Origin of the sequence: Cellulomonas sp. HZM, assembly GCF_000708885.1 — a bacterium.
Classification (GTDB): Bacteria; Actinomycetota; Actinomycetes; order Actinomycetales; family Cellulomonadaceae; genus Cellulomonas.
On the sequence record NZ_JEOE01000003.1, the window covers coordinates 125,075 to 147,191 of the forward strand.

Annotated in this window: 15 protein-coding genes; 6 read left to right on the top strand and 9 right to left on the bottom strand. The window is 72.8% G+C overall.

Going from position 1 to position 22,117, the window contains the following annotated elements:
• Window positions 1–14 precede the first annotated feature (14 nt).
• A complete protein-coding gene (gene nhaA, locus AW16_RS0103320) occupies window positions 15–1,379 on the top strand; it encodes a Na+/H+ antiporter NhaA (protein WP_029288197.1) in 1,365 nt (454 codons plus the stop codon).
• 31 nt (window positions 1,380–1,410) lie between these two features.
• Here the strand turns inward: nhaA and AW16_RS0103325 are convergent, their stop codons facing one another.
• Genes AW16_RS0103325 through AW16_RS0103340 form a run of 3 tightly spaced genes read right to left on the bottom strand, consistent with a single transcriptional unit; the run spans window position 1,411 to window position 3,409 of the window.
• Window positions 1,411–2,229: an SDR family oxidoreductase gene (locus AW16_RS0103325; RefSeq protein WP_029288199.1), complete on the bottom strand. Its 819-nt coding sequence runs from the start codon at window positions 2,227–2,229 to the stop codon at window positions 1,411–1,413.
• Window positions 2,226–2,813, bottom strand: a complete 588-nt coding sequence (locus AW16_RS0103330; protein ID WP_051681625.1) for a thioredoxin domain-containing protein — start codon at window positions 2,811–2,813, stop codon at window positions 2,226–2,228. The genes AW16_RS0103325 and AW16_RS0103330 overlap by 4 nt, the downstream gene beginning before the upstream one ends.
• Entirely contained in the window at window positions 2,810–3,409 is a 600-nt protein-coding gene (locus tag AW16_RS0103340) for a methylated-DNA--[protein]-cysteine S-methyltransferase (protein ID WP_081861434.1), read from the bottom strand. Before AW16_RS0103340 ends, AW16_RS0103330 begins: the two co-directional genes overlap by 4 nt.
• A 77-nt stretch (window positions 3,410–3,486) precedes the next feature.
• Between AW16_RS0103340 and AW16_RS0103345 the strand changes: the two genes are divergently transcribed.
• Both AW16_RS0103345 and AW16_RS0103350 read left to right on the top strand, forming a co-directional pair.
• Entirely contained in the window at window positions 3,487–4,428 is a 942-nt protein-coding gene (locus AW16_RS0103345) for a DNA-3-methyladenine glycosylase (RefSeq protein ID WP_029288204.1), read from the top strand.
• A 155-nt stretch (window positions 4,429–4,583) separates the two neighbouring features.
• Window positions 4,584–5,684, top strand: a complete 1,101-nt coding sequence (locus AW16_RS0103350; RefSeq protein ID WP_051681626.1) for a DUF4349 domain-containing protein — start codon at window positions 4,584–4,586, stop codon at window positions 5,682–5,684.
• Here the strand turns inward: AW16_RS0103350 and AW16_RS0103355 are convergent.
• The gene (locus AW16_RS0103355; protein ID WP_029288207.1) at window positions 5,663–7,573 is read right to left on the bottom strand and encodes a cytochrome c biogenesis protein DipZ; all 1,911 of its coding nucleotides are present in this window, start codon (window positions 7,571–7,573) and stop codon (window positions 5,663–5,665) included. The two genes, AW16_RS0103350 and AW16_RS0103355, sit on opposite strands and share 22 nt — an antisense overlap.
• A gap of 198 nt (window positions 7,574–7,771) precedes the next feature.
• Between AW16_RS0103355 and AW16_RS0103360 the strand changes: the two genes are divergently transcribed.
• Window positions 7,772–8,446 carry a fasciclin domain-containing protein gene (locus tag AW16_RS0103360; protein WP_051681639.1) on the top strand — a complete coding sequence of 225 codons (675 nt, stop codon included), beginning with the start codon at window positions 7,772–7,774 and terminating at the stop codon, window positions 8,444–8,446.
• A gap of 100 nt (window positions 8,447–8,546) precedes the next feature.
• On the opposite strand, the gene AW16_RS0103365 is transcribed toward AW16_RS0103360, so the two are convergent.
• Both AW16_RS0103365 and sigK read right to left on the bottom strand, forming a co-directional pair.
• Complete coding sequence (locus AW16_RS0103365; protein WP_051681627.1) at window positions 8,547–9,317, bottom strand: anti-sigma factor; 771 nt, start codon at window positions 9,315–9,317, stop codon at window positions 8,547–8,549.
• Window positions 9,314–9,943 (bottom strand): ECF RNA polymerase sigma factor SigK, encoded by a 630-nt coding sequence (gene sigK / locus AW16_RS0103370; protein ID WP_231495937.1) that lies wholly within the window; start codon window positions 9,941–9,943, stop codon window positions 9,314–9,316. Before sigK ends, AW16_RS0103365 begins: the two co-directional genes overlap by 4 nt.
• Window positions 9,944–10,120: 177 nt before the next feature.
• Here sigK and AW16_RS0103375 point away from each other — a divergent pair, with 177 nt between their 5' ends.
• Window positions 10,121–10,588 carry a hypothetical protein gene (locus tag AW16_RS0103375; RefSeq protein ID WP_231495938.1) on the top strand — a complete coding sequence of 156 codons (468 nt, stop codon included), beginning with the start codon at window positions 10,121–10,123 and terminating at the stop codon, window positions 10,586–10,588.
• On the opposite strand, the gene AW16_RS0103380 is transcribed toward AW16_RS0103375, so the two are convergent.
• The 3 genes from AW16_RS0103380 to AW16_RS17485 all read right to left on the bottom strand — a co-directional run bounded on the left by AW16_RS0103380 (window position 10,585) and on the right by AW16_RS17485 (window position 20,819).
• Window positions 10,585–12,705 carry an acyltransferase family protein gene (locus tag AW16_RS0103380; protein ID WP_051681628.1) on the bottom strand — a complete coding sequence of 707 codons (2,121 nt, stop codon included), beginning with the start codon at window positions 12,703–12,705 and terminating at the stop codon, window positions 10,585–10,587. The two genes, AW16_RS0103375 and AW16_RS0103380, sit on opposite strands and share 4 nt — an antisense overlap.
• A gap of 181 nt (window positions 12,706–12,886) precedes the next feature.
• Window positions 12,887–16,726, bottom strand: coding sequence for a discoidin domain-containing protein (locus AW16_RS0103385; RefSeq protein ID WP_231495939.1), 3,840 nt, complete (start codon window positions 16,724–16,726; stop codon window positions 12,887–12,889).
• A 358-nt stretch (window positions 16,727–17,084) separates the two neighbouring features.
• Window positions 17,085–20,819, bottom strand: coding sequence for a discoidin domain-containing protein (locus AW16_RS17485; protein WP_051681630.1), 3,735 nt, complete (start codon window positions 20,817–20,819; stop codon window positions 17,085–17,087).
• 240 nt (window positions 20,820–21,059) lie between these two features.
• On the opposite strand from AW16_RS17485, the gene AW16_RS0103395 reads away from it, so the two are divergent.
• Window positions 21,060–22,103 carry a LacI family DNA-binding transcriptional regulator gene (locus AW16_RS0103395; protein ID WP_029288220.1) on the top strand — a complete coding sequence of 348 codons (1,044 nt, stop codon included), beginning with the start codon at window positions 21,060–21,062 and terminating at the stop codon, window positions 22,101–22,103.
• Window positions 22,104–22,117 lie beyond the last annotated feature (14 nt).

Genomic DNA, 22,117 nt, shown 5'->3' on the forward strand with positions numbered 1-22,117 from the left:
CGACGTTGGACCACATGGCGATGCCCGGACCCCCGCTGCGCGTGCGGGTGCCCGTCGTGTCCCCCTCGGTGCGCGACTTCCTCGCGACCGAGGCCGGCTCGGCCGTCGTGCTGCTCGCCGCCACCGTCGTCGCGCTCGTGTGGGCGAACTCGCCGTGGTCGGACGCCTACGCGACGTTCTGGTCGACCGACGCGGGTGCGCACGTGGGCCGCTGGGCGCTCGAGCTCGACCTGCGGGACTGGGTCAACGACGCCGCGATGGCCGTGTTCTTCGCGGTCGTCGGCCTCGAGATCGCACGCGAGGTCAGCCACGGGGAGCTCCGCGAGCGCCGCACCGTCGCCGTGCCCGCGCTCGGCGCCCTCGGCGGCCTCCTCGTCCCGGTGCTCATCTACCTCGCGTTCACGCTCGGAACCGGCGACGAGCACGGGTGGGGCACCGTGATGTCGACCGACACCGCGTTCCTCGTCGGGATCCTCGCGCTGTTCGGGCCCGCATGCCCGGACCGCCTGCGGCTGTTCCTGCTCACGCTCGCGATCGTCGACGACATCGGCGCGATCACCGTCATGGCGGTCGTCTACTCGGACCACGTCTCCGCACCCGCGCTCGCCGTCGCGGCGGCACTCGTGCTCGCGATGCTCGTGCTGCGCTGGCTGCGCGTGTGGCAGGTGACGCCGTACGTCGTGTGCGGCGTCCTGCTGTGGCTGGCCGTGCACGCCTCGGGCGTGCACGCGACGCTCGCCGGCGTCCTCGTCGGGCTGCTCGTGCCCGCGAGCCTGCCGCGGCGCGAGCACGTCGAGGCCGTACCCGGGTACGCGGGCGACCTCGTGGACGACACGACCGCCGAGCGCGAGCACCTCGCCGAGCTCGCCGCGCGCGCCGCCGTCCCGACCGGCGACCGGCTCCAGCGCATGCTGCACCCGTGGAGCGCGTACGTCGTCGTGCCGCTGTTCGGTCTCGCGAACGCCGGGGTCGGGCTCTCGGGCGACGCGCTCACGGATGCCTTCGGCTCCCGCCTCACGATCGGCGTCGCGGTCGCGCTCGTCGTGGGCAACGCGGTGGGCATCACGGGGGCCGCGACGCTCGCGATCCGGCTCGGCCTCGGAGACCTGCCCGGCCGGGTGCGCTACGGCCACCTGCTCGGCGGGGCGGTGCTCGCCGGCATCGGGTTCACGATCTCGCTCTTCGTCGCGCAGCTGGCGTTCGACGACCCGGAACAGCTCGGCCGCGCGAAGATCGGCATCCTCACGGGCTCGCTCGTCGCCGCCGTGCTCGGGTCCGTGCTGCTGCGCTGGCTCGGCGACCGCCTGCCGCTGTGCTCGCCGGCGAGCGACGGCCCCCCGCCGGGCCTGCCGCCCCTCCCGTGGAGGGCGCCCGCGTAGCCGGGTCCGCGCACGGACCGACGGCCGGCACTCACCGGATCATCGGGTCGTCGTCTCCGTAGCCGACGACCCGCAGCCTCCTCGCGTCGCGGGACCGGATGACCTCCGCCGCCACGGTGAGCGACTCGACCGTGTCCGACCCGACGCGCACGAAGCGACCCGCGAGCGCGTCGAGCCGCCCCTCGCCGATCGCGACGACCATCGCGGCGACGTCCTCGACCGCGGTCCACGTCTCGCGGGCCGCGTGCATGGGCATGGCTCCCGTCATGTCCGTGGCGACGACACCCGGGGCGACGTCGATCGCCACGAGTCCCCGAGCGCCGTACTGCGCGTCGAGCGCGGTCGTCAGCCGTGCGAGAGCGCCCTTGCTGATGCCGTAGCCCGTGTACGTGGCCGACGCGGAGTACCCCGCACCCGAGTTGATCTGCACGATGCGGCCTCCCCCGTGCGCGAGCATCCCGGGGAGCACCGCACGGGACACGAGCAGCGGGCCGCGCACGTTCGTCTCGATCACGCGCCACACGTCCTCGACGTCTTCGGCGACGAGGTCCGTCTCGGCGTGCTCGATCACCCCCGCGTTGTTGACGACGAGCCCGAGCCCCCCGAGCTCGTCCTGCGCGCGCGAGACCGCATCGGCCACGGCCGCGGCGTCCACGAGGTCCGCCGGCACGACCACGACCCGCCCGCCGCTGCCGCGCACGACGTCGGCGACCTCCTCGAGGTGCCGGCGAGTGCGGCCGACGAGCGCCACTCCGAACCCCGCCTCGGCGAGCCCGAGCGCGATCCCCCGGCCGATGCCGCGCCCGGCGCCCGTGACGAGCGCGGTGCGTGGGACGTCGCGCGGCGTCATCGCGTCCCGTCCCCGGCGCTGCGAGCCGCGAGCGCCGCGTCGACCGCAGCCCGGAGCCGCACCGCGTCCGGCGGCCCGGAGAACCGCTCCCCGTCGACGAAGAGCGTCGGCGTCCCGTGCACGCCCGCCGCGACACCGGCGAGGTAGTCCGCCTCGACGGCCGGGGCGAACCGCTGCGCCGCGTCACCGGCGGCCGACGCGGGATCGACGCCCAGCTCGCGCGCGTACGCGCGCAGGTCCGGCTCCGTGAGGCGGTCCTGATGGGCGAGCAGCACGTCGTGCATCTGCCAGAACGACCCGCGCTCGGCCGCGGCCTCCGAGGCGAGGGCCGCCACGAGCGCGTGCGGGTGCACCTCGAACAGCGGGAAGTGCCGCCACACGAGCCGCACGCGACCGTCCGAGGTGTCGACGAGCTCACGCAGCACGGGTGCCGCCGCGCGGCAGTGCGGGCACTCCAGGTCACCGTGCTCGACGATCGTGACCGGCGCGGACGGTTCGCCGTACACGTGACGGTCGGGACGCACGTCGACGGCGCCGCCCTGCGCTTCGTCGCTGCGCGTCGGCCCGCTCGTCGGCCCGCTCATCGAGCTGCCTCGTCGAGCGCGTCGCCGGAGGGCGCCGCACCAGGCAGCGTCCCGAGCAGCGTCCCGAAGAGCGCCCCGCCCTGCTCGTGGTCGAGCAGCCACCGCTTGTTCTCGAGCCCGCCTGCGTATCCGGTGAGGCTCCCGTCGGCGCCGATCACCCGGTGACAGGGGACGACCACCGCGATCGGGTTGCTCCCGTTGGCGGCACCGACCGCACGCGACGACGTGCGGGGGTCGAGGCCGGCGTCCAGAGCGACCTCGCCGTACGTGCGGGTCTGCCCGTACGGGATCCGTGCGAGCGCCGCCCACACCCTCTGCTGGAACGCGGTGCCGCCGGGGTCGAGCACCAGGTCGAACTCGGTGCGCTCTCCGGCGAAATACTCACCGAGCTGGTCGGCGGCGGACCGCAGGGAGCGGTCGTCGCGCGGGATCCCCGCGGCGGCCTGACCCGGCGTGCCGGGGGCCGGACGCGTCGTCGGCAGGTGCAGCGCGGTGAGGACGTCGCCGTAGCCGATCAGCGTGACCGGCCCGACGGGCGAGCCCACGACGGTGTGCACGAGCTCACGCGAGGCCGGACCTGTCCGCAGGGGCGTCATGGCGCCAGCGTAGGCGTCGGCACCGACACGGGGCTGTCGTCGCGCCGGGCGTCGGTGCTCCGTGGTCCACTCGTCACGTGCACGTCCCGTTGGAGCCCACGCCCGCGATCCGATCGCTCGTCGCGCACGCCGTGCCCGGTGTCGAGGAGGTCACGGTGACGGAGACCGACGCGGCAGGGTCCCCGCTCGCCGCGACCGCCCGGCGCCTCGTGGCGGCCACCCCGGCACCGCACGACGCACGCGACGTGAGCACGACGGACGCACCGGTGCTCGTCGAGGTGGAGATCGCACGCGACCGCGTCGTCGTGCTGCCCGAGACCAGCAGCTCGACCGGCAGCTCGACCGGCAGCGCACCCGGTGTCCCGCGGGGACGGCAGGACCGCGTGCTCGACGACGTGGTCCGCCGCTGGTTCGGCCTCGACGACGACCTCGACGCCGTCGTCGCCCACCTGCGGCGCGACCCGCTCCTCGCGCCGCTCGTCGCACGCCGGCCGCACCTGCGGGTCCTCGGCCACCCGGACGGCTTCGAGGCCGCGGTGCAGACCGTGCTCGGGCAGCAGGTCTCGCTCGCGGCGGCGCGCACCCTCACGGGCCGCGTGGCGCAGGCCTACGCGAGCGTGCGCGTCGGCGGCCTCGCACTGTTCCCCGACCCGCCGACCCTCGCCGCGGTCGACCCCGCCGAGCTGCGCGACGTCACGCGCGCGACCAACGCCCGCGCCCGCACGGTGGTCGCGCTCGCCCAGGCGTGCGCCGACGGCCTGGTCCTGGCCCCCGGTGTCGACCGCGGCGACGCACGTCGGCGGCTGCTCGCGGTGCCCGGCATCGGCCCCTGGACCGCCGACTACCTCGCTCTGCGCGCACTCGGGGACCGCGACGCCTTCCCGGCGGGCGACCTCGTGCTGCGCCGCGCTCTCGGTGTCGAGCACGAGCGGGACGTCGCGGCCGCCGCCCCGCTCTGGTCACCGTGGCGCGCGTACGCCGCGCAGCACCTGTGGACGGCTCGGCTGTTCGACGCGTGAGGGGTCCGGGACCGGCGGGACCGGGCCCCTGACGTGCGAGGGAGCCCCGAGGTTGACGCGGTCCCGGTACCGAAGCGGTGACGGCACGGTCACCGTTGCACGACGATCCACAGGGGCGCCTGCCGCGGCACCACCGCTCCCCCTACGTTCGGCGCATGACCACGATGCGACGCACCCCCGGGCGGACCCGCCGCCGTGTCCTGCTGGCAGCGTGCGCGGCCCTGGTCGCCGCCGTCGCGCTCGCGGGCTGCTCGAGCTCCGACGACGCCTCGATGTCGTCGGCAGGCGACGGCGCCCCGGTCGCGGCGCCGGAGGCCGGCGGTGCGGCCGACGGCGGGACGGGGGCCGACACGGACACGGCCGCAGCGGGTGACGCCGCCCAGCGGCAGGTCGTGCAGACCGGCAAGGTCAACCTCCAGACGAAGGACGCGCTCGTCGCGACCGAGAAGATCGTGACGCTGGTCGAGCAGTCGGGCGGGCGGGTCGACGACCGCGCCGAGCAGGCGTCGACCTCCGACCGGTCCGCGAGCGCCGACCTCACGCTGCGCGTCCCCGCGACGAAGGTCAGCTCGACGATCGACGCGCTGCGCGGGCTCGGCACGGTGCAGTCCGTCGACCTCAGCGCGACCGACGTCACGGGCGCGGCGCAGGACCTCGACGCGCGGATCGACGCGCTGCGGATGTCGATCGCGCGCATGGAGAAGCTGCTCGCCGGGGCGACGTCGAACAAGGACCTCATCGCCGCCGAGGACGCGCTGACCGAGCGGCAGGGAGACCTGGAGAAGCTCGTCTCGGAGCGCGCTCGGCTCGCGGACCAGGTGTCGCTCTCGACGATCTCGGTCCACGTCTACGGGCCCGACGTCTCGCCGGTCGCCGACCCCGGGCCGCGCAGCTTCCTCGACGGGCTCGCGGTCGGATGGGACGCGTTCGTCTCGATGGTCAAGGGCCTCATGGTGGTCACCGGGGTGCTGCTGCCCTGGCTGCTGTTCGGCGGCGCGGTCGTCGCGCTCGCGGTCGCCGCGCAGCGCGCGTACCGCCGTCGTCGGCCGCGCAAGCCGGCGCCCCAGCACCCTGTCTACTACCCGCACCTGGCACCCGCGGGCGCGACCGCCGGCGGCCCGACCGGCGGCCGGCCGCCCGCGACGAACCCCGGGGCGGCCACAGCACCGACCTCAGCACCCACCTCAGCACCGACCGACGGGCCGACGAGCGCGCCCGGCGACGGCACCCCGCCTCAGCCGAACGTGAACGAGTAGGCCTGCACCCCGGCACCGGCCGACAGCTCGACCGTGCCGCCCACGGTGGACCCGCCCGCGACCGCCCCCGCGTCGACCAGCGGGTACGCCCGCGGCGCACCGTGCACGTCGACGGTCCGGCGCCGCACCTCGGAACCTGCGGCGTCGCGCACGACGACCTCGACCCGTCCGCTGCCCCCGAGCACCGCCTGCACGACCGACGCGTGGTACCGCAGGCGCAACCGTGCGTCGTCGCCGGCCGTGGCGCCCTGGAAGTCGGTGGTCCAGGTGCCGGCGAACGCGACGGTGTCGGCTGCCTGGTCGGTGGGGAGCGTCGCGGTGAACGTGCCCTCGCGGTACTCGCCGGCCACGTTCCGGTGCTTGCCGACCGAGAGGAACGTCTCGGGCGTCGTGGCCTCGCGCGGCGTGCCGTCGTCGACCTGCGTGCGCGCGGGTAGACGCACCGACGGGTCGGCGCGGACGAGGAGCTCGCGGATCAACGTCTCGGTCTGCGCGTACCCGCCCTCGCCCTGAGCGACCTGGCGCACGTCCCCGGCGGCGTCGACGAGGTAGTGCGCGGGCCAGTACCGGTTCCGGTAGGCGGTCCACGTCGCGTACGAGTTGTCCTGCGCGACCGGGTAGGTGATGCCCAGGCGGCGGACGCCGTCCTCGACGTTGCGCGTCTCCCTCTCGAACGCGTACTCGGGCGTGTGCACGCCGATGACCACCAGCCCGTCGTCGGCGTAGGCCTTCTGCCAGGCCTCGACGTGCGGCACGGAGCGCTGGCAGTTGATGCAGCTGTACGCCCAGAAGTCGACGAGCACCACCTTGCCGCGGAGCGAGGCGAGGTCCACGGCGCTGCCGCCGGGGGTGTTCAGCCAGTGGTCGATGCCGCGCAGGGCCGGAGCCGGGCCGCAGTCCTGCAGCGTCGCGGAGGCGTTGGTGCACCGCGACAGCCCCTCGTTCTCGGACGTCGTGAGCCCGCCGAGGTCGAGCCGGCGCTGCACGGCGTCGTCGGCCGCGATCTTCGACTGCAGCGCATCGGTGTACCCGGGCAGCGCGCGCTGCACGGCGTCCGTGAGGTTGAGCGCGAGGGCGAGGGCGAGCGCGATCATCAGCGCTCCCCCGACCTTGCGGACCGCACCCTGGTGCGCGCGGAACGCCGCGACGCGTTCGGCCACCCTGCGCCCCGCGAGCGCGAGCACCAGGAGCGGGATCGCCGCCCCGAGCGCGAACGCCACGGTGAGCACCACGGTGCCGACGCCCACGGACCCGGTCGCCCCGGCGACCGTGATCGCGGCGAGCACCGGTCCGGCGCACGGGACGTAGACGGCGCCGAGCCCGAGCCCGAGCACGAACCCGCCGCGACCGGCACCGGGAGCCCGCCGCGGTGCGAGACGTCGGAACGGTCGCTCGATCAGCGCCTCGAACCGCGGCACGAGCAAGCCGGTGCCGAGCACCACGAGGACGACGATCCCCGCCCAGCGCAGCAGGTCCTGCGGCAGCCCCAGCGTCGACAGCACGAGGCTCCCGACGAGCGTGACCACCGTGAAGCTCGTGACGAGGCCGGCGATCACGAGGTACGGGCGCGCCGAACCGCGGCGTGGTCCGGGTCGGCCTCCCAGCTCGTCTCCCGCGCCGGCACCCGGACCGCTCGGCGCGGGTGGGGCGAGGGTCGCGGCGCCGCCACCGTGGTCCGTCCCGCGCGCCAGGAACGCGGGCTGCGCCATCGCACCCACCCGCGCGGCGGCGCCCGAGCCCGAGCCAGGTGTGCGTGCGACGCGCGTGGGGCGCGCGTTCTCGACACCCCCGGCGAAGAACACCACGGGCAGCACGGGCAGGATGCACGGCGAGATGCCCGTCACGAGTCCGCCGACGAGGCCGATGAGCAGGAGCGGCACGAGGTCCATGCCACGAGTTCGGTGCGCACGACGGCACGGATGGGCCGCGCGACGTCGGGACGGCGCTGGAGCGGGAGCAGGGCGGGTGCAGCAGCCGCGTCGAAGAAAAGTCGTCCGGGACTCATCCGAACGCGCCGCGGCCGCGAACCACTCCCGACAGCGGTGCCGGGCACGTCCGGCACCCGCCCGAACGAGGGAGACACGACCATGCGCATCACTGCTCGTACCCGCATCGCCACCGTCCTGCTCACCGGCGTGACGGGGCTCGCGCTCACGGCGTGCAGCTCGGACAGCGACAGCACCGGCTCGTCGGACCCGACGTCGGGCGCGATGTCCACCCCGTCGGACGCGATGACCCCCGACGACACCGCCTCGGGGATGTCGGACGTCACGGCCGACCTCGTCGGCCCGGGCTGTGCCGCCTACGCCGAGGCGGTCCCGACGGGAGCCGGCTCGGTCCAGGGGATGTCGACCGACCCGGTCGCCGTCGCCGCGTCGAACAACCCGATGCTCACGACGCTCACGGCGGCCGTCTCGGGCAAGCTCAACCCGGACGTGAACCTCGTCGACACGCTCGACGGCGACCAGTTCACGGTGTTCGCCCCGGTCGACGACGCGTTCAAGAAGATCGACTCGTCGACGATCGACGGTCTCAAGACCGACTCCGCGACGCTCAAGAAGATCCTCACGTACCACGTCGTGGCCGGTCAGATCTCGCCGACCGACCTGCCGGGCGACCACAAGACCGTCGAGGGCGGCACGGTGAAGGTCACGGGGTCGGGCGACGACCTCATGGTCGACGGGGCGAAGGTGATCTGCGGGGGCGTGCACACCGCCAACGCGACCGTGTACCTCATCGACTCGGTGCTGATGCCGAAGTGACGGGCCGCACGCGTCGCAGCCCCGGCGCGTGCACTGCTCGCGAGAACGGACGGCCCCGTCACCCTCGGGTGGCGGGGCTGTCCGGCGTTCGACGAGGGGCTCAGGCCTTGAGGACGACGACCGGGTCGCTCGTCGGCTGCTCCGAACCCCCGCGAGGCTCGACCGTGACGGCGAGCGCGTCGCCGGCGACGTACCCCTGCGCGAGGGACCGGACCGCGCCGGCGTCGTCGTCCATGACACCGGCCGACGACGCCTGGCCGTCCCGCACCACCCACAGCTGGTAGACCTTGCCCTCGCTCAGCGCGGGCAGCCCCGTCGCGCTGAACAGCGCGTCGTCGGCCGTGAGCACCGCGGTCGCGTTCCCGCCGCCCGCGACCTCGCCGTGCACGAGCACCGCGGTCGGGTCCCGCAGGATGTCGGCGATCGCCTGCTGCTGCGCTGCGACCTGGTCCGCATGCTGGTGCTGCTGCACGAGCAGCGTCGTCGGCACCGCGGCGCCGACGACCACCGCGGCCGCGAGCGACCACCACCGAGCACTCGCCCGGTGGCGCGGCGTCGGCACGAGCTCGGGCGTCGGGACGGGTGCGGCGGCGGACGACGAGCCCGCCCCGCCGGCCCGCGCACGCTCGGCCGCGACCGCCGCCAGCACGGAGGCCCGCAGCGTCGCGGGCGGATCGGCCCGGACCGCCGTGCCGAGGCGGGCCGCGACGTCGCGCAGCTGCGCGAGCTCACGTGCCGCATCGGCATCGGCCGCGACGAGACGCTCGACGGCGAGGCGCTCGTCGGCGTCGACCGCGTCGAGCGCGTACGCGCCGAGCAGGGCGCGCACGTCCTCGGGTCCGGAACCGGTGCCCGGGAGCTCGTCGCTCATGCCGTCACCCCCAGGCAGTCCCGCAGGCGGATGAGGCCGTCACGGATCCGCGACTTCACGGTCGGCAGGGCCGCACCGAGCTGCTCCGCGACCTCCCGATAGGTGCGTCCACCGTAGTAGGCCAGCACCACGGCGCTGTGCTGCGTCTCGGTCAGCGTCCCCAGGCAGTCGCGCACCCTGACCTGCTCGAGCAGGTGCTCGACCTCGTCGGCGACGACGTCGAAGGGCCGCTCCGCGGACTCGTCGAGCACGCGCTGGTCGCGGTCACGCTGCGCCTGCACGGAGCGGACCCGGTCGACGGCCCGGCGGTGCGCGAGCGTCACGACCCACGTCCTGGCGGAGCCGCGCGCCGGGTCGAACCGGTCCGCCGTGCGCCAGGCCTCGACCCACACCTCCTGCGCGACCTCGGCCGCGTGGTCCGGGTCGCGCAGGACACCGAGGCACGTGCCCAGCACCGGGCGCTCGAGCACGTCGTAGAGGCGAGCGAACGCGTCGTCGTCGCCGGCGGCGACCGCGACCAGCAGCGCGCCGGTGGGGTCGGCGTCGGCCGTCCGGTCGGGGGCGTCCACCACGCGGGCAAGTGTGCCCCACGGATCGCCCGGGCGCGCGAGGGTGGCGGTCGGCACGTCGCGCTCCTTCCTGTGCTGCGGGCCACGACGCGGACCCGCGGGGGCACGCTCAGGGGAGGTTCGGAGTCGCGGAGCCGGCGGATGGTCCCGCGGGCGCGTGATCCGCGCCACCGCAGGCGCGGATCAGGCCGACGACCGCGCGCGAGCCCACCGCCCGCGACGTACCGTGCACGGATGGCTGACGCGTCGTCCTGCTCCGCCGGTCTCATCGGCTCGATCCGTGCTCGACCGGTCGCTCGCTCAGTCGTCCGGTCGCTCGGCCGCCACGGTCCTGCGCTCTCCCTCGCCGCGCTGCTCGCGACGAGCGGCGTGGTCCACCTGGTGCGCCCGCGGGTGTTCACGGGGCTCATCCCTCGCGCGCTGGGCGCTCCGGGCCCGTGGGTGCTGGGCAGCGGGGTCGCCGAGCTCGGGTGCGCAGCCGCGCTCGTCGTGCCGAGCACCCGGCGTGCCGGTGGGCTCGCGTCGGCCGCGCTGCTCGTGGGCGTCTTCCCGGGCAACGTGACGATGGCCGTGCGGTCGCACCCGGGCGCGCGGCACTGGGCGCGCCGACCGGCGGTCGCGTGGGCGCGTCTGCCGCTTCAGGTCCCGCTCGTCGCATGGGCGGTGCTCGTGGCCCGGCGCGCGGGCGGCCCGACCCTCTAGCCGGACGAGCTCGCCGACCGCGCCGCCCCCTGGTGGGCTGCGCCGCCACCGATGCGTGCCGCCACGGCGGCCTCGACCTCGGGGCGAAGGGTGCGCGCGAACGTGCTGGTCAGGTGCCCCCGGTCGAAGTACACGATCACCCCGCCGACCACGTCGTGGCACCGGGTCGCGTCGCACAGCAGGTCGTTGACGTCCAGCACGTCGACGAGGCCCGAGCGGTCGGCGTGCGCGGCGTCGGCGAGAGGGTCCGGCTCGATCGCGTCCTCGGCGGGCGTGGTGCACGACGCCCACCCGCCGCGCTCACGTGCGACGCAGTCGGGGGCGCTCTCGGACGGCGCGGGCGTGTCGCGCAGGACGAGCACCGGGATCCCGGCATCCGTGAACCGCTCGAGCACGCGTGCGTACGCCGCGCGTGCGGTCGCGACCTTGTCCTCGTCGTCGACGCCGACGAGCGGGCGGTACGTGCGCTCGGACATCACGACGAGGTCCGGCCGCTCGCCGACCACGGTGTCGACGACCCAGGAGTTCCACCCCGCGCAGCCCGTGATCGCGCGCGGGATCGTGACGTCCACGGGCACGTCGACCGTGTAGCACTCGGACACGAGGTACGTGGACAGCTGCCAGCCCTCGCGGTCCAGCTGGTCCTGCATCGCGGGCAGCCAGTGCCCGGCGTGCGAGTTCCCGACGAGCGCGATCCTGCGCGAGGGCGCGTCGGACCCGTAGGTGCACACGCGTCGACTCGTGAACGGCGTGTTGTTCCAGCACCCGTCGGCGTACACGTCGGGCTTGTCCTGGGCCGCGACGGTCGGGCTCAGGTACAGCGTGCGGCTCGTCGTGCACCGCTGCTCGCGTGCGGCCTGCGCGCCGAAGCAGTCGGGTGCCGACGCGCGGACGGCCGCGGAGGTCGCCTCCTCGCGGTCGAGCTCGCGCTGGCCCCAGGCGTGCGCACCGGTCGCGAGGGCCGCCGACAACGCCATGCACAGCGCACCCACGGCGAACGTCCTGGGCAGCGACGACGTCACCCGTCGGTCGGTGCGGAACCGGTCCTCGACCCACCGCTTGGTCGCGACCGCGAGGAGCACCGACGCCCCCGCGACGCCGAGCCGGGTGGACCACGTCAGGGGGTCGCCGATCAGGAACGGGACGAGCACCACGAGCGGCCAGTGCCACAGGTAGACCGAGTAGGACACGTCGCCGAGCCCGACGACCGCCCGCCCGCCGAGGACGACCGTGGGCGACGCACGCTCGTCGTCGGCGTCGGCCCACACGACGGCGGCCGCGCCGAGCGTCGGGACGAGCGCGGCCCATCCGGGGAACGGCGTGGCCGCGGAGAACCGCACGACGGCGAAGGCCACCGCCACGAGCCCCGCCCACGCGACGACCGACCGCCACACGCCGCGCGGCACCAGCCGCGTCCCCACCACCGCGACGAGGCCCCCGAGCGCGAGCTCCCAGACGCGGGTCGTGGTCACGAAGTACGCGCGTGGCGCGTCGTTCGTCGTGACGTGCACCCCGTACGTCAGGCCGACGACGACGACGGACGCGATCCCGGCGCCCACGACCCACCGCCCCCGCCGGACGCGCGATCCGAGCAGCACGAGCACACCGACGAGCACCGGCCAGCCGAGGTAGAACTGCTCCTCGACGCCGAGCGACCAGAAGTGCTGCACGGGCGTCGCCGCGCCGTCCGCCGCGAGGTAGTCGGTGGCCTGCCGCGCGAGCGACCAGTTCTCGACGTAGAAGGTCGACGCGAGCGCCTCGTGCGCCGCGCTCATGAGCAGCCCGCTCGGCAGCAGGAGCACGCTCGCGACCGTCGTCGCGGCCAGGACGAGCGTCGCGGCCGGCAGCAGCCTGCGCACGCGCCGCGCCCAGAACGCGCCGAGCTCCCGCGGGCTCGTCGGGGGTCGCCGCAGGAGGTGGGACGTGATGAGGAACCCCGAGATGACGAAGAACACGTCGACCCCGACGTAGCCGCCCGTGAGCCCGTGCGGCCACAGGTGGTACGCGACGACCACGGCGACCGCCACGGCGCGCAGGACCTGGATGTCGCGGCGGGCGCCCGAGCGGCGCGGCACGGCGCGCACGGCGGGCGCGAGCTCCGCCGGGATCGTCGTCATGGTCTCGTCAGTCCGTCGTGGTCGGGTCCGGTGGCTGCAGGGATGCTAGCCGCGGCACCTGGGCACAGCACCTGGGCACAGCACCTGGGCACGGCAGGCGGACGGCACGAGCACGACGACGGCGGTGCGGGGGGCCGTCCCCCGCACCGCCGCCGTCGCGTGGCTGCGCCAGATCAGACCGTCATCGTGCCCGGGTCTTGATCGTGACCTTCTTGGAGGTCGTGGTCGTGATCACCGACGACTTCTTCGGCACGAACTTCGCCTGCACCTTCACGGACTTGCCGTACTTCTTGGCCAGCTTCACCGTCACCGACGACTTCGACGAGGACAGCTTCACCGAGGTGACCTTCTTGCCGTTCACGAACACCTGCACCGTGCCCGCAGCCCGCTTGCCGTTGTCCAGCTTGCCGACGCTGACCTTCACCACCGGACGGGTGCCCTTCACGAACGACTTGCCCGACACCTTCACCGACGTCACCTTCGCCTTGGCCACCTTCACCGTGACCCACGCCGACGTCGACGACGCGTGCGTCCCCGAACCCGCGAACACCGCACGCACCTTGTGCGTACCGACCTTCAGCTTCGAGCTCGAGACCCGCACCACACCACCAGACAGCTTCACCTTGCCGCCCAGCTTCTTGGCACCGTCGTAGAACTGCACCGAACCCGCCGGCACACCAGCAGCCTTCGCAGCCGAGACCGTCACCTTGACCGTGACCTTCTTGCCGTACGGCACCTTCACCGCCGACACCTTCACGACCGACCGCGTCGAGGCCTTGGCGACCACCAGCGACCGCGAGACCGTCACCTTCGAGACAGCCCCACGAGCCGAGACCGACTGCGAACCCACAGCCTTCGCCGTCAACGACGCCGAGACCGCACCCGAGGACGACGCCGTCACCGTCACGCTCGACGAACCCAACGCGACCGCGACCTTCTCACCCTTGGCGAACCCGGCACCCGACACCTTCACCACCGAACCGAACTGCACCGAACCCGGCACCACCAACGACGGGTGATACACCACCGGGTCAGTCCCAGGGTCAGTGCCCGGGTCCGTACCCGGGTCGGTCCCAGGGTCCGTACCCGGGTCCGTGCCCGGGTCAGTGCCCGGAACCGTGCTCGGGTCGGTGACCGGGTCGTCCGCCTGCTGCTGCGGCGCGGTGCCCTGCTCGTCGGTGCCCGGGATCGGGTACTCGGCGATGAACGACGGCACCGTGTCGGACGAGAACTGCTTGTCGCCCAGGCCGTTGATGACGTGGTCGAAGATGCCCTGGCCACCCAGCGACACGGTCGCCATGTGATGCATCTTCACGCCCGGCGTGATCGGGACCTCGAAGCCGTTGCTCACGGCGATCTCGTCCTGGCCGTTCTCGTCGTCCGAGGTGAAGTTCGAGTAGGTGCCCAGACCCCAGGCCTCGTGCTTCGTCACGGAGTTCGCGACCTTGTAGGCGACCCAGCCCTTGGTGTCGCCGTTCTGCCACGCGGCCTGGCTCGGCACGTCGTACGGGAGCTCGTTCTGGTAGAAGATCGTGCGCCCGTTCTCGCCCTTCCAGAAGGTGTTGTACTTCTGGTAGTGCTCGACGAACAGCCCGTAGGCGGAGACGTCGTCACCGTTCACGACGAAGCCGTAGTCGGACGTGTTCTGCGTCCAGCCCACACCCTCGCCGTGGTCGGCACGCCACGACCACACGTGGTCGACGATCGTGTCGTCCGCGTTGATGACCATCGCGGTCTTCACCTTGCCGGCGACGGCGCCGCCGACGCGCATGAACACGTCGTTGAGGACAACCGGGTCGGCCGAGTGGTCGACGTGCACGCCCTTGTCGCCGACGACGAACAGCGCCGGCGACTCCGTCACCGCGGCGTCGAACAACAGGCCCGCGACGCGGATGCCCGAGGCGTCCGCGACGTGCATGCCGATGCCGCCACCCGTGGGGATCATCGTCGCGAGGCCGAGGCCCAGCACGACCGTGTCGGGGTTGGAGACCTGGATCGTCTTGTTCATCCGGTACACGCCCGGCGTGAGCAGCAGGTTCTTGCCCGCGGCGAGCTGCGTGTTGATCTCGTCTGCCGTGACGCCCGGCTTCGCGACGAAGAAGTCGGTCAGCGGGACGGCGTGGCCCGGCGTGTGGCCGTCGGCCCACGTGGTGCCCGTCGTGCCGTTGCGCAGCGACGGCACGAAGACCGACCACGACGCGGCGTCGTTCACGTCACCCGACGCGTTCGACATGTACAGGTACGGCTTCTCCGCGATCGCGCCGGTCGTCTCGACCGACGTCATCGGGACGGCCGGGTACTCCCCCGGGGTCGCCGGCAGCGTCGAGACCGGCAGGCTGTCCGAGGCGAACAGGTTGCCCTGGACGCCCGAGAACACCATGTTCCACAGGCTGCCGTCCCAGCGGCCGACCGAGCTGTCGCGGGTGTACCACTGCTGCTGCGTCCACGAGACGACGTGGCCGGTGATGTTCGAGTCGGCGATGTAGCCGCCCGACGCCCAGCCCCACGCGGACGAGTTGAGGTGCAGGTCGCCGTTCACCTGGATGCGGCGGAACGGAGCGGCCTGCGCGACGGCCCAGCGGGCACCGTCCGCGGCGTTCGTCGGCGTGATCGACAGGTTCTCCGCCGAGCGCCAGAAGTTCTGCGTCGCGTTGCCGCCGAACCACTTCGCGTCGACCCAGTCGCCGCCCGTGATCTGCACGTCCGTCGGGTCCTGGCCCGCACCCGAGAGCGAGGTGTAGAAGCCGACCTTGGCGTCGACCTTGTACTGACCGGGGCGGAAGAGGAGCTGGAAGCGGTCCTCGCCGAACTGGTTGGTCTCCTGCTGGTCGTAGACCGCGTCGATCTTCTCCTGGATCTTCGCGTCCGGCATCGACGGGTCGAAGACGAGGACGTTCTGCCCGAACAGCGTGGTGGTCGGGTTGATCCCCGGGACCGCGTCGGCCAGGCCCATCGCGCGCAGCTCGTAGAAGCTGTAGCCCCACTGCGTGCCGCGGTGGATGCCGACCCACTTGATGTAGCGAGCCTCGTAGACCTTGCCGAACCCGTCGTTCGCCGTGCCGGCCTTGGCACGGTCACGCACCTGCGCGGCGGTCGTCCAGGTCTGGGCGTCGTTCGAGACGAGGATGTCGTAGTCCTTGCCGAACGCGCCCTCCCACAGGATCTGCACGCCGCACAGCGCCTTCGACGACTTCAGGTCCACCTGGAACCACTCGTCGTCGTAGCCGTTCCACGGGTCCGTGGTGGCCTGCTTGCTGCCCCAGCGGGTCGACGTGTTGCCGTCGACCGAGGCGCCCGGGTTGGCCCCCGAGGAAGCGGTCGCCGTCACTCCCGTGCCGGTCACGTCCTGCGTGCACTCCTTGCCCGCGGGGATGTCCGTGCCGGTCGGGGCACCCACGCCGGGGTCGGTACCCGGGTCGGTCCCGGGGTCAGTACCCGGGTCGGTCCCGGGGTCAGTACCCGGGTCGGTCCCGGGGTCGGTACCCGGGTCGGTGCCCGGGTCCGTGCCCTGCCCGTCCTGGCCGTAGACCTCGAGCTCCCACAGCGAGTAGCCGTAGCCGATCGCGCGCTGGGTGCCGTCCATGCGCACGTAGCGCGCGTCGAGGGCCGACGGCAGGTCGATGACGCGGCGCGCGTGCGTGCCGCCCTCGGAGCTCGTGACCGGGTCGGCCTCGGTGGTCGCGTACACCTGGGTCCAGTGGTCGTCGTCGGTCGAGACCGAGACGGTGTACGCCTTCGCGCGAGCGGCCTCCCAGTCGAGCACGACCCGGCTGACCTGCTGCGTGGAGCCGAGGTCGACCTCGAACCACTGCGGGTCGACGTCGTGGATGCTCTCCCAGCGCGTGCCGAGGTTGCCGTCGACGGCCTCCTTCGCGAGGTACGCGTCGGGCGCGACCGTGCTGGACGCGCTGGCGGTCGCGCCCTGCGAGAGCAGGACGTACGTCGGCTCGGCGCTGGCACCGCTCGCGCCGACGACCAGGCCTGCGGCCGCGATCGACATCGCTCCGACGGCGGCTGTCACCGTGCGCCAGCGTGACGCGTCACGCCGAGCGGTTGTGGGTGTGGGGGACATCGAACCTCCTCATGGCCCGGTCGTCCTCGACCGGGGTCACTCGTCATTGAGCTGGGGTACGCAGAGATCTGTCAGAGAGCGCTCTCTCTGCCGCGAGTATGCGGATCGTGAAAGTGCTTGCGCAAGAGAGCGCTCTACGTCGATGCAGAACCGACACCTTGCGATCGGACATGACCGGCAAATCGTGCGTCCTTGCAGTTCAGCACGGTGTCGGGTGCTTGCAGGTGCACGTCCGGCGTGGACGAGGCACCCGGCCGGCGGCGCGGAGCCGGAGCCCCGCGCCGCCGCTGGTGTCATCCCGCCCGGGTCATCGTGCCCGGGTCTTGATCGTGACCTTCTTGGAGGTCGTGGTCGTGATCACCGACGACTTCTTCGGCACGAACTTCGCCTGCACCTTCACGGACTTGCCGTACTTCTTGGCCAGCTTCACCGTCACCGACGACTTCGACGAGGACAGCTTCACCGAGGTGACCTTCTTGCCGTTCACGAACACCTGCACCGTGCCCGCAGCCCGCTTGCCGTTGTCCAGCTTGCCGACGCTGACCTTCACCACCGGACGGGTGCCCTTCACGAACGACTTGCCCGACACCTTCACCGACGTCACCTTCGCCTTGGCCACCTTCACCGTGACCCACGCCGACGTCGACGACGCGTGCGTCCCCGAACCCGCGAACACCGCACGCACCTTGTGCGTACCGACCTTCAGCTTCGAGCTCGAGACCCGCACCACACCACCAGACAGCTTCACCTTGCCGCCCAGCTTCTTGGCACCGTCGTAGAACTGCACCGAACCCGCCGGCACACCAGCAGCCTTCGCAGCCGAGACCGTCACCTTGACCGTGACCTTCTTGCCGTACGGCACCTTCACCGCCGACACCTTCACGACCGACCGCGTCGAGGCCTTGGCGACCACCAGCGACCGCGAGACCGTCACCTTCGAGACAGCCCCACGAGCCGAGACCGACTGCGAACCCACAGCCTTCGCCGTCAACGACGCCGAGACCGCACCCGAGGACGACGCCGTCACCGTCACGCTCGACGAACCCAACGCGACCGCGACCTTCTCACCCTTGGCGAACCCGGCACCCGACACCTTCACCACCGAACCGAACTGCACCGAACCCGGCACCACCAACGACGGGTGATACACCACCGGGTCAGTCCCAGGGTCAGTGCCCGGGTCCGTACCCGGGTCCGTCCCAGGATCCGTACCCGGGTCGGTCCCAGGGTCCGTACCCGGGTCCGTGCCCGGGTCCGTGCCCGGGTCAGTCCCAGGGTCAGTGCCCGGGCCGGTCGAACCCGTCGCCAGGACGCGCATCTCGAAGATCGACCACCCGTACGCGGTGCCGCGGGCGATCCCCTTCATCCGCACGAACTTCCCGGTGACGGGCGCGAACGAGTGCGTCACGGTCGCGGGGAACTGCGACAGCACCTGGTCACGCACCTGTGTGGCCGTCGTCCAGTGCTCGCCGTCGGACGACACCTCGATGTCGTACGACTTGCCGTACGCGCCCTCCCACTGGATGGTCACCGCGCACACCTGCTGCTCGTGCGTCAGCTCGACCTGCAGCCACTCGTCGTCCTTGCCCGCGTAGGCGTGCGAGGCGTCGAGCGCCGAGCCCCAGCGCGGGGTGTTCTCGTCCTGCGCGTACACGCCGTCCACGGCGAACAGTGCCTGACGGTCGTGGTTGACCGTGTCCTGCTCGCTCGACGCCGTCGCGGTCGCGCCGGCCGTGACGTCGGTCGAGCAGCCCTCGGGCAGGGTCGTCGGCTGGTCGCCGTCGCCCGTCTCGAAGACCTGCAGCTCGTAGAGCGAGTACCCCCACTGCGTACCGCGGGCGATGCCCTGCAGCTTGACGTAGCGCGCGTCCACGGGCGCGAACGTGTGCTGCACCCACGCCGGGAAGGACGTCAGGGTCTGCGCCCGGACCTGCGACGCCGTGGTCCAGTGCTCACCGTCCGTCGAGACGAGGATGTCGTACGACTTGCCGTACGCGCCCTCCCACGCGAGCTTCACGCGGTCGATCGAGTACGTCTGGCCGAGGTCGACCTGGAGCCACTCGTCGTCACGGCCGGCCCAGTTGTTGGCGGCGTCGACGAACGAGCCCCACTTGGTGCCCATGTTGCCGTCGACCGCGTTGGAGGCCGCGAACTGCGCGTTCGCCGACGACGTCGCAGTCTTGTGCAGCGCGAGGTTGGTCGACGAGTCGGCGACGAGCACGGAGCGCGTCTCGATGCCGACGTTGCCGTGGCCGTCGCGAGCCTCGACGTAGACCTTCCACACGCCCGGCGTCTGGGGCGCGGTGACCTTGAAGGTTCCCGGACCCGTCGCGGTGGCGTTCGCGGCCGACAGCGCCGAGACGCCGTTCGCGTAGTTGCCCGACAGCTCGACGGAGTACGTGATGGGATCGCCGTCGGGGTCCGTCGCGGCCGACGAGACCGTGAACGTCCCGCCGGGCTCGACGTTGCCGCTCGGCACCGTCATCGAGGAGATCACCGGCGGCTGGTTGGCCGTGGCCGCAGGACCGCCGTACGCCTTCGCGATCGCGTAGTACCCGAGCCGCTTCTCGCCGCCCGTCAGGACGTTGAGCCAGACGCCGCCCATGTCCTTCTCGATGCCGAAGTGGAACAGCGTCGCGCCGAGCGCCTGTCCCGGGTGCGCCGTGACCTGGGCCCACGCGTGCGTGTAGCCGTCGGCCTTCTCGACGTCGGTCGGCTCGGTGGGGATGCCGTTGGCGTCGTCGGGGACCTCCCACTCGCCGTCGGGCCCGCCCTCGGTCACGACGTACGGCTTGCCGTAGTCGCCCGCGACCCAGGCGTCGTGCACGCCACCGATCGCACCGTAGGAGTTGACCGCCAGCAGGTCGAGCGAGGGCGTGCTCGCCTTGTAGTACTTCCACGCGCCGACGTACGCGTCGGTCGAGGTGACCGGGTGCGTCGTGTCGACCGACTTGGCCGCCTGGACGGCCTTCTCGATGAACGACGCGTACGCGTACCGCTCGGCCTCGAGCTTGGTCTCCGAGCCGCCGGCCACGCCCGGGCCGTAGCAGCTGTTCAGGCCGTTGATGGACTCGTTGCCGATGTCCCACATGAGCACGCCCGCGTTGTCCTTGTACTTCCCGACGTACTTCTTGACGTCGCTGATCACGGCGTCGAGGTACGTCTGGTCGGACGCGCTCGGCGTCACGAAGTCGGGGCACCCGCCGCTGCCGGGGCCACCACCGGGCTGCACCCAGAAGCCTGCGATGACCTTGATGCCCTTGATCGCGGCGTGCGTGAGCAGCTTCTCGGAGGAGTCGTCGGTGCCCCACGTGCGGATCGTGTTGACGCCCGCGGCGAGCAGCGTGTCGAGGTAGGAGTCGAGCTGCGCGTCGCTGATCGACGACGACGGTCCCCACGTGAGGCCCTTGACGAGGTACGGCGCCCCGCCGACCTGCAGCTGCCACGTGTCGTCGCCCGTCTTCACGACCGCGACCGGCTGCGCGTCGGGCACGTCGGCACCACGACCGTAGACCTCGACCTCGTAGAGCGAGTAGTTCCACGCGGTCGCGCGCGACGTCGCGGTCATCCGCACGTAGCGGGCCGCGGTCGTGTCGATGTCGATCGTGCGTCGGTAGTGGCCGGAGCTGGTCTGCTCGTCGGCCGCGGTCGAGGTGTAGACGTTCGTCCACGCCGTGCCGTCCGTCGAGAGCTCGACCACGTAGTCCTTGGCGCGCGCTGTCTCCCAGTCGAGCACGACGCGACTCACCTGCTGCACCGAGCCGAGGTCGACCGAGAGCCACTGCGGGTCGCCCGTGCTGCTCTGCCAGCGCGACGACAGGTTGCCGTCGACCGCCTCGCGTGCGAGGTAGGAGTTCTCGCCCGCTGTGCTCGACGCGGTCGCGCTCGCGCCCTGCGAGAGCAGGACGTACGACGGCGCGGCGCTCGCCGCGCTGCCGGTGGCGACGAGGCCTGCGGCGACGAGCGGGAGCGCCGCGATCGCGGCCGCGGCCCTGCGCCATCGTGGAGCCGTACGACCCCGGACGTGCGGGACGGTGGACATGGGTGCCTCCTTCGTCCGGTCGTCGTCGACCGGCGCAGTACTCGTCGTCGAGCTGTGACGGAGCGGTCTCCGTCGACCCAGAGAGCGCTCTCTGGCTGCCGGGAGTATGCCGACGGCCGCCTGGCCGGGGCAAGCACCGCGCCCGACCGTCCTCCGATCGGGTGCACGCAGATGCGGACGACCCGGGCAAACCTGCGCGCCGGGCCCCGCGGCGAGCCACCACGGCGATACCGTGCGCGGATGCAGGACCAGCCCCCCGCACCCCGCGTGAGCACGCTCGAGGACGTCGCGCTCGTCGCAGGGGTCTCGCGTGCCTCCGTGAGCCGCGTCGTCAACGGCAAGCCGGGCGTCGCCGAGCACATCGTCGACGCCGTCAATGCGGCCATCGCCCGCACCGGGTACGTGCCCAACCGCGCCGCACGCGCCCTCGTGACCCGACGGTCCGGGACCGTGCTCGTCGTCGTGTCCGGCACCGACACGTCGCGATCCGGGCCGTGGGGACCGGGCGAGGTGCTCGCGGACCCGTTCTTCGGACGCCTCGCGGGCGGGCTCATGAGCTCGCTCGCACCACGCGACGTGCACCCGGTGCTCATGCTCGCCGTGACCGACGACGACCACGCGCGCGTGGTGTCGTACGTGCGCGAGGGCTCGGCCGACGGCGTGCTGCTCGTCTCCGCACAGGCCGGCGACCCGCTGCCCCAGCTCCTGACGGACGCGGCGCTCCCGGTCGTGCTGTTCTCGCGCCCGGACCACCCGCTGGCGCTGTCGTACGTGGACGTGAACAACCGGGCGGGCGGCGCGATGGCGGCGCGGCGGCTCGTGGAGCGCGGGTGCCGCTCGGTCGGGATCATCACCGGCCCGCTCGACATCCCCGGCGCCGAGGACCGGCTCGTGGGGTTCCGCGAGGCCATGGCGGACCACGGGGTCGCGTTCGTCCCGACCGCCGCCGGCACCTTCTCGGTCGAGAGCGGGAGCGCGGCGATGGGCGAGCTCCTCGACCAGGGCGTCGACGGCGTGTTCGCCTCGAACGACAACATGGCCGTGGGCGCGATCCTCGCGGCGCAGGACCGCGGGCTGACGGTGCCCGACGACGTCGCTGTGGTCGGTTTCGACGACAGCACCTCGGCGCTCATGTGCCGGCCCGCGCTGACGACCGTGCGCCAGCCGATCGAGACCATGGCCGCCGAGATGGCCGGGCTGCTGCTCGAACGGCTCGAGGACCCCGACATGCGGCCCAGGGCTGCCATCTTCGACCCGACGCTGGTCGAGCGCGGGTCGGCCTGACGTCCGGGGCGGAC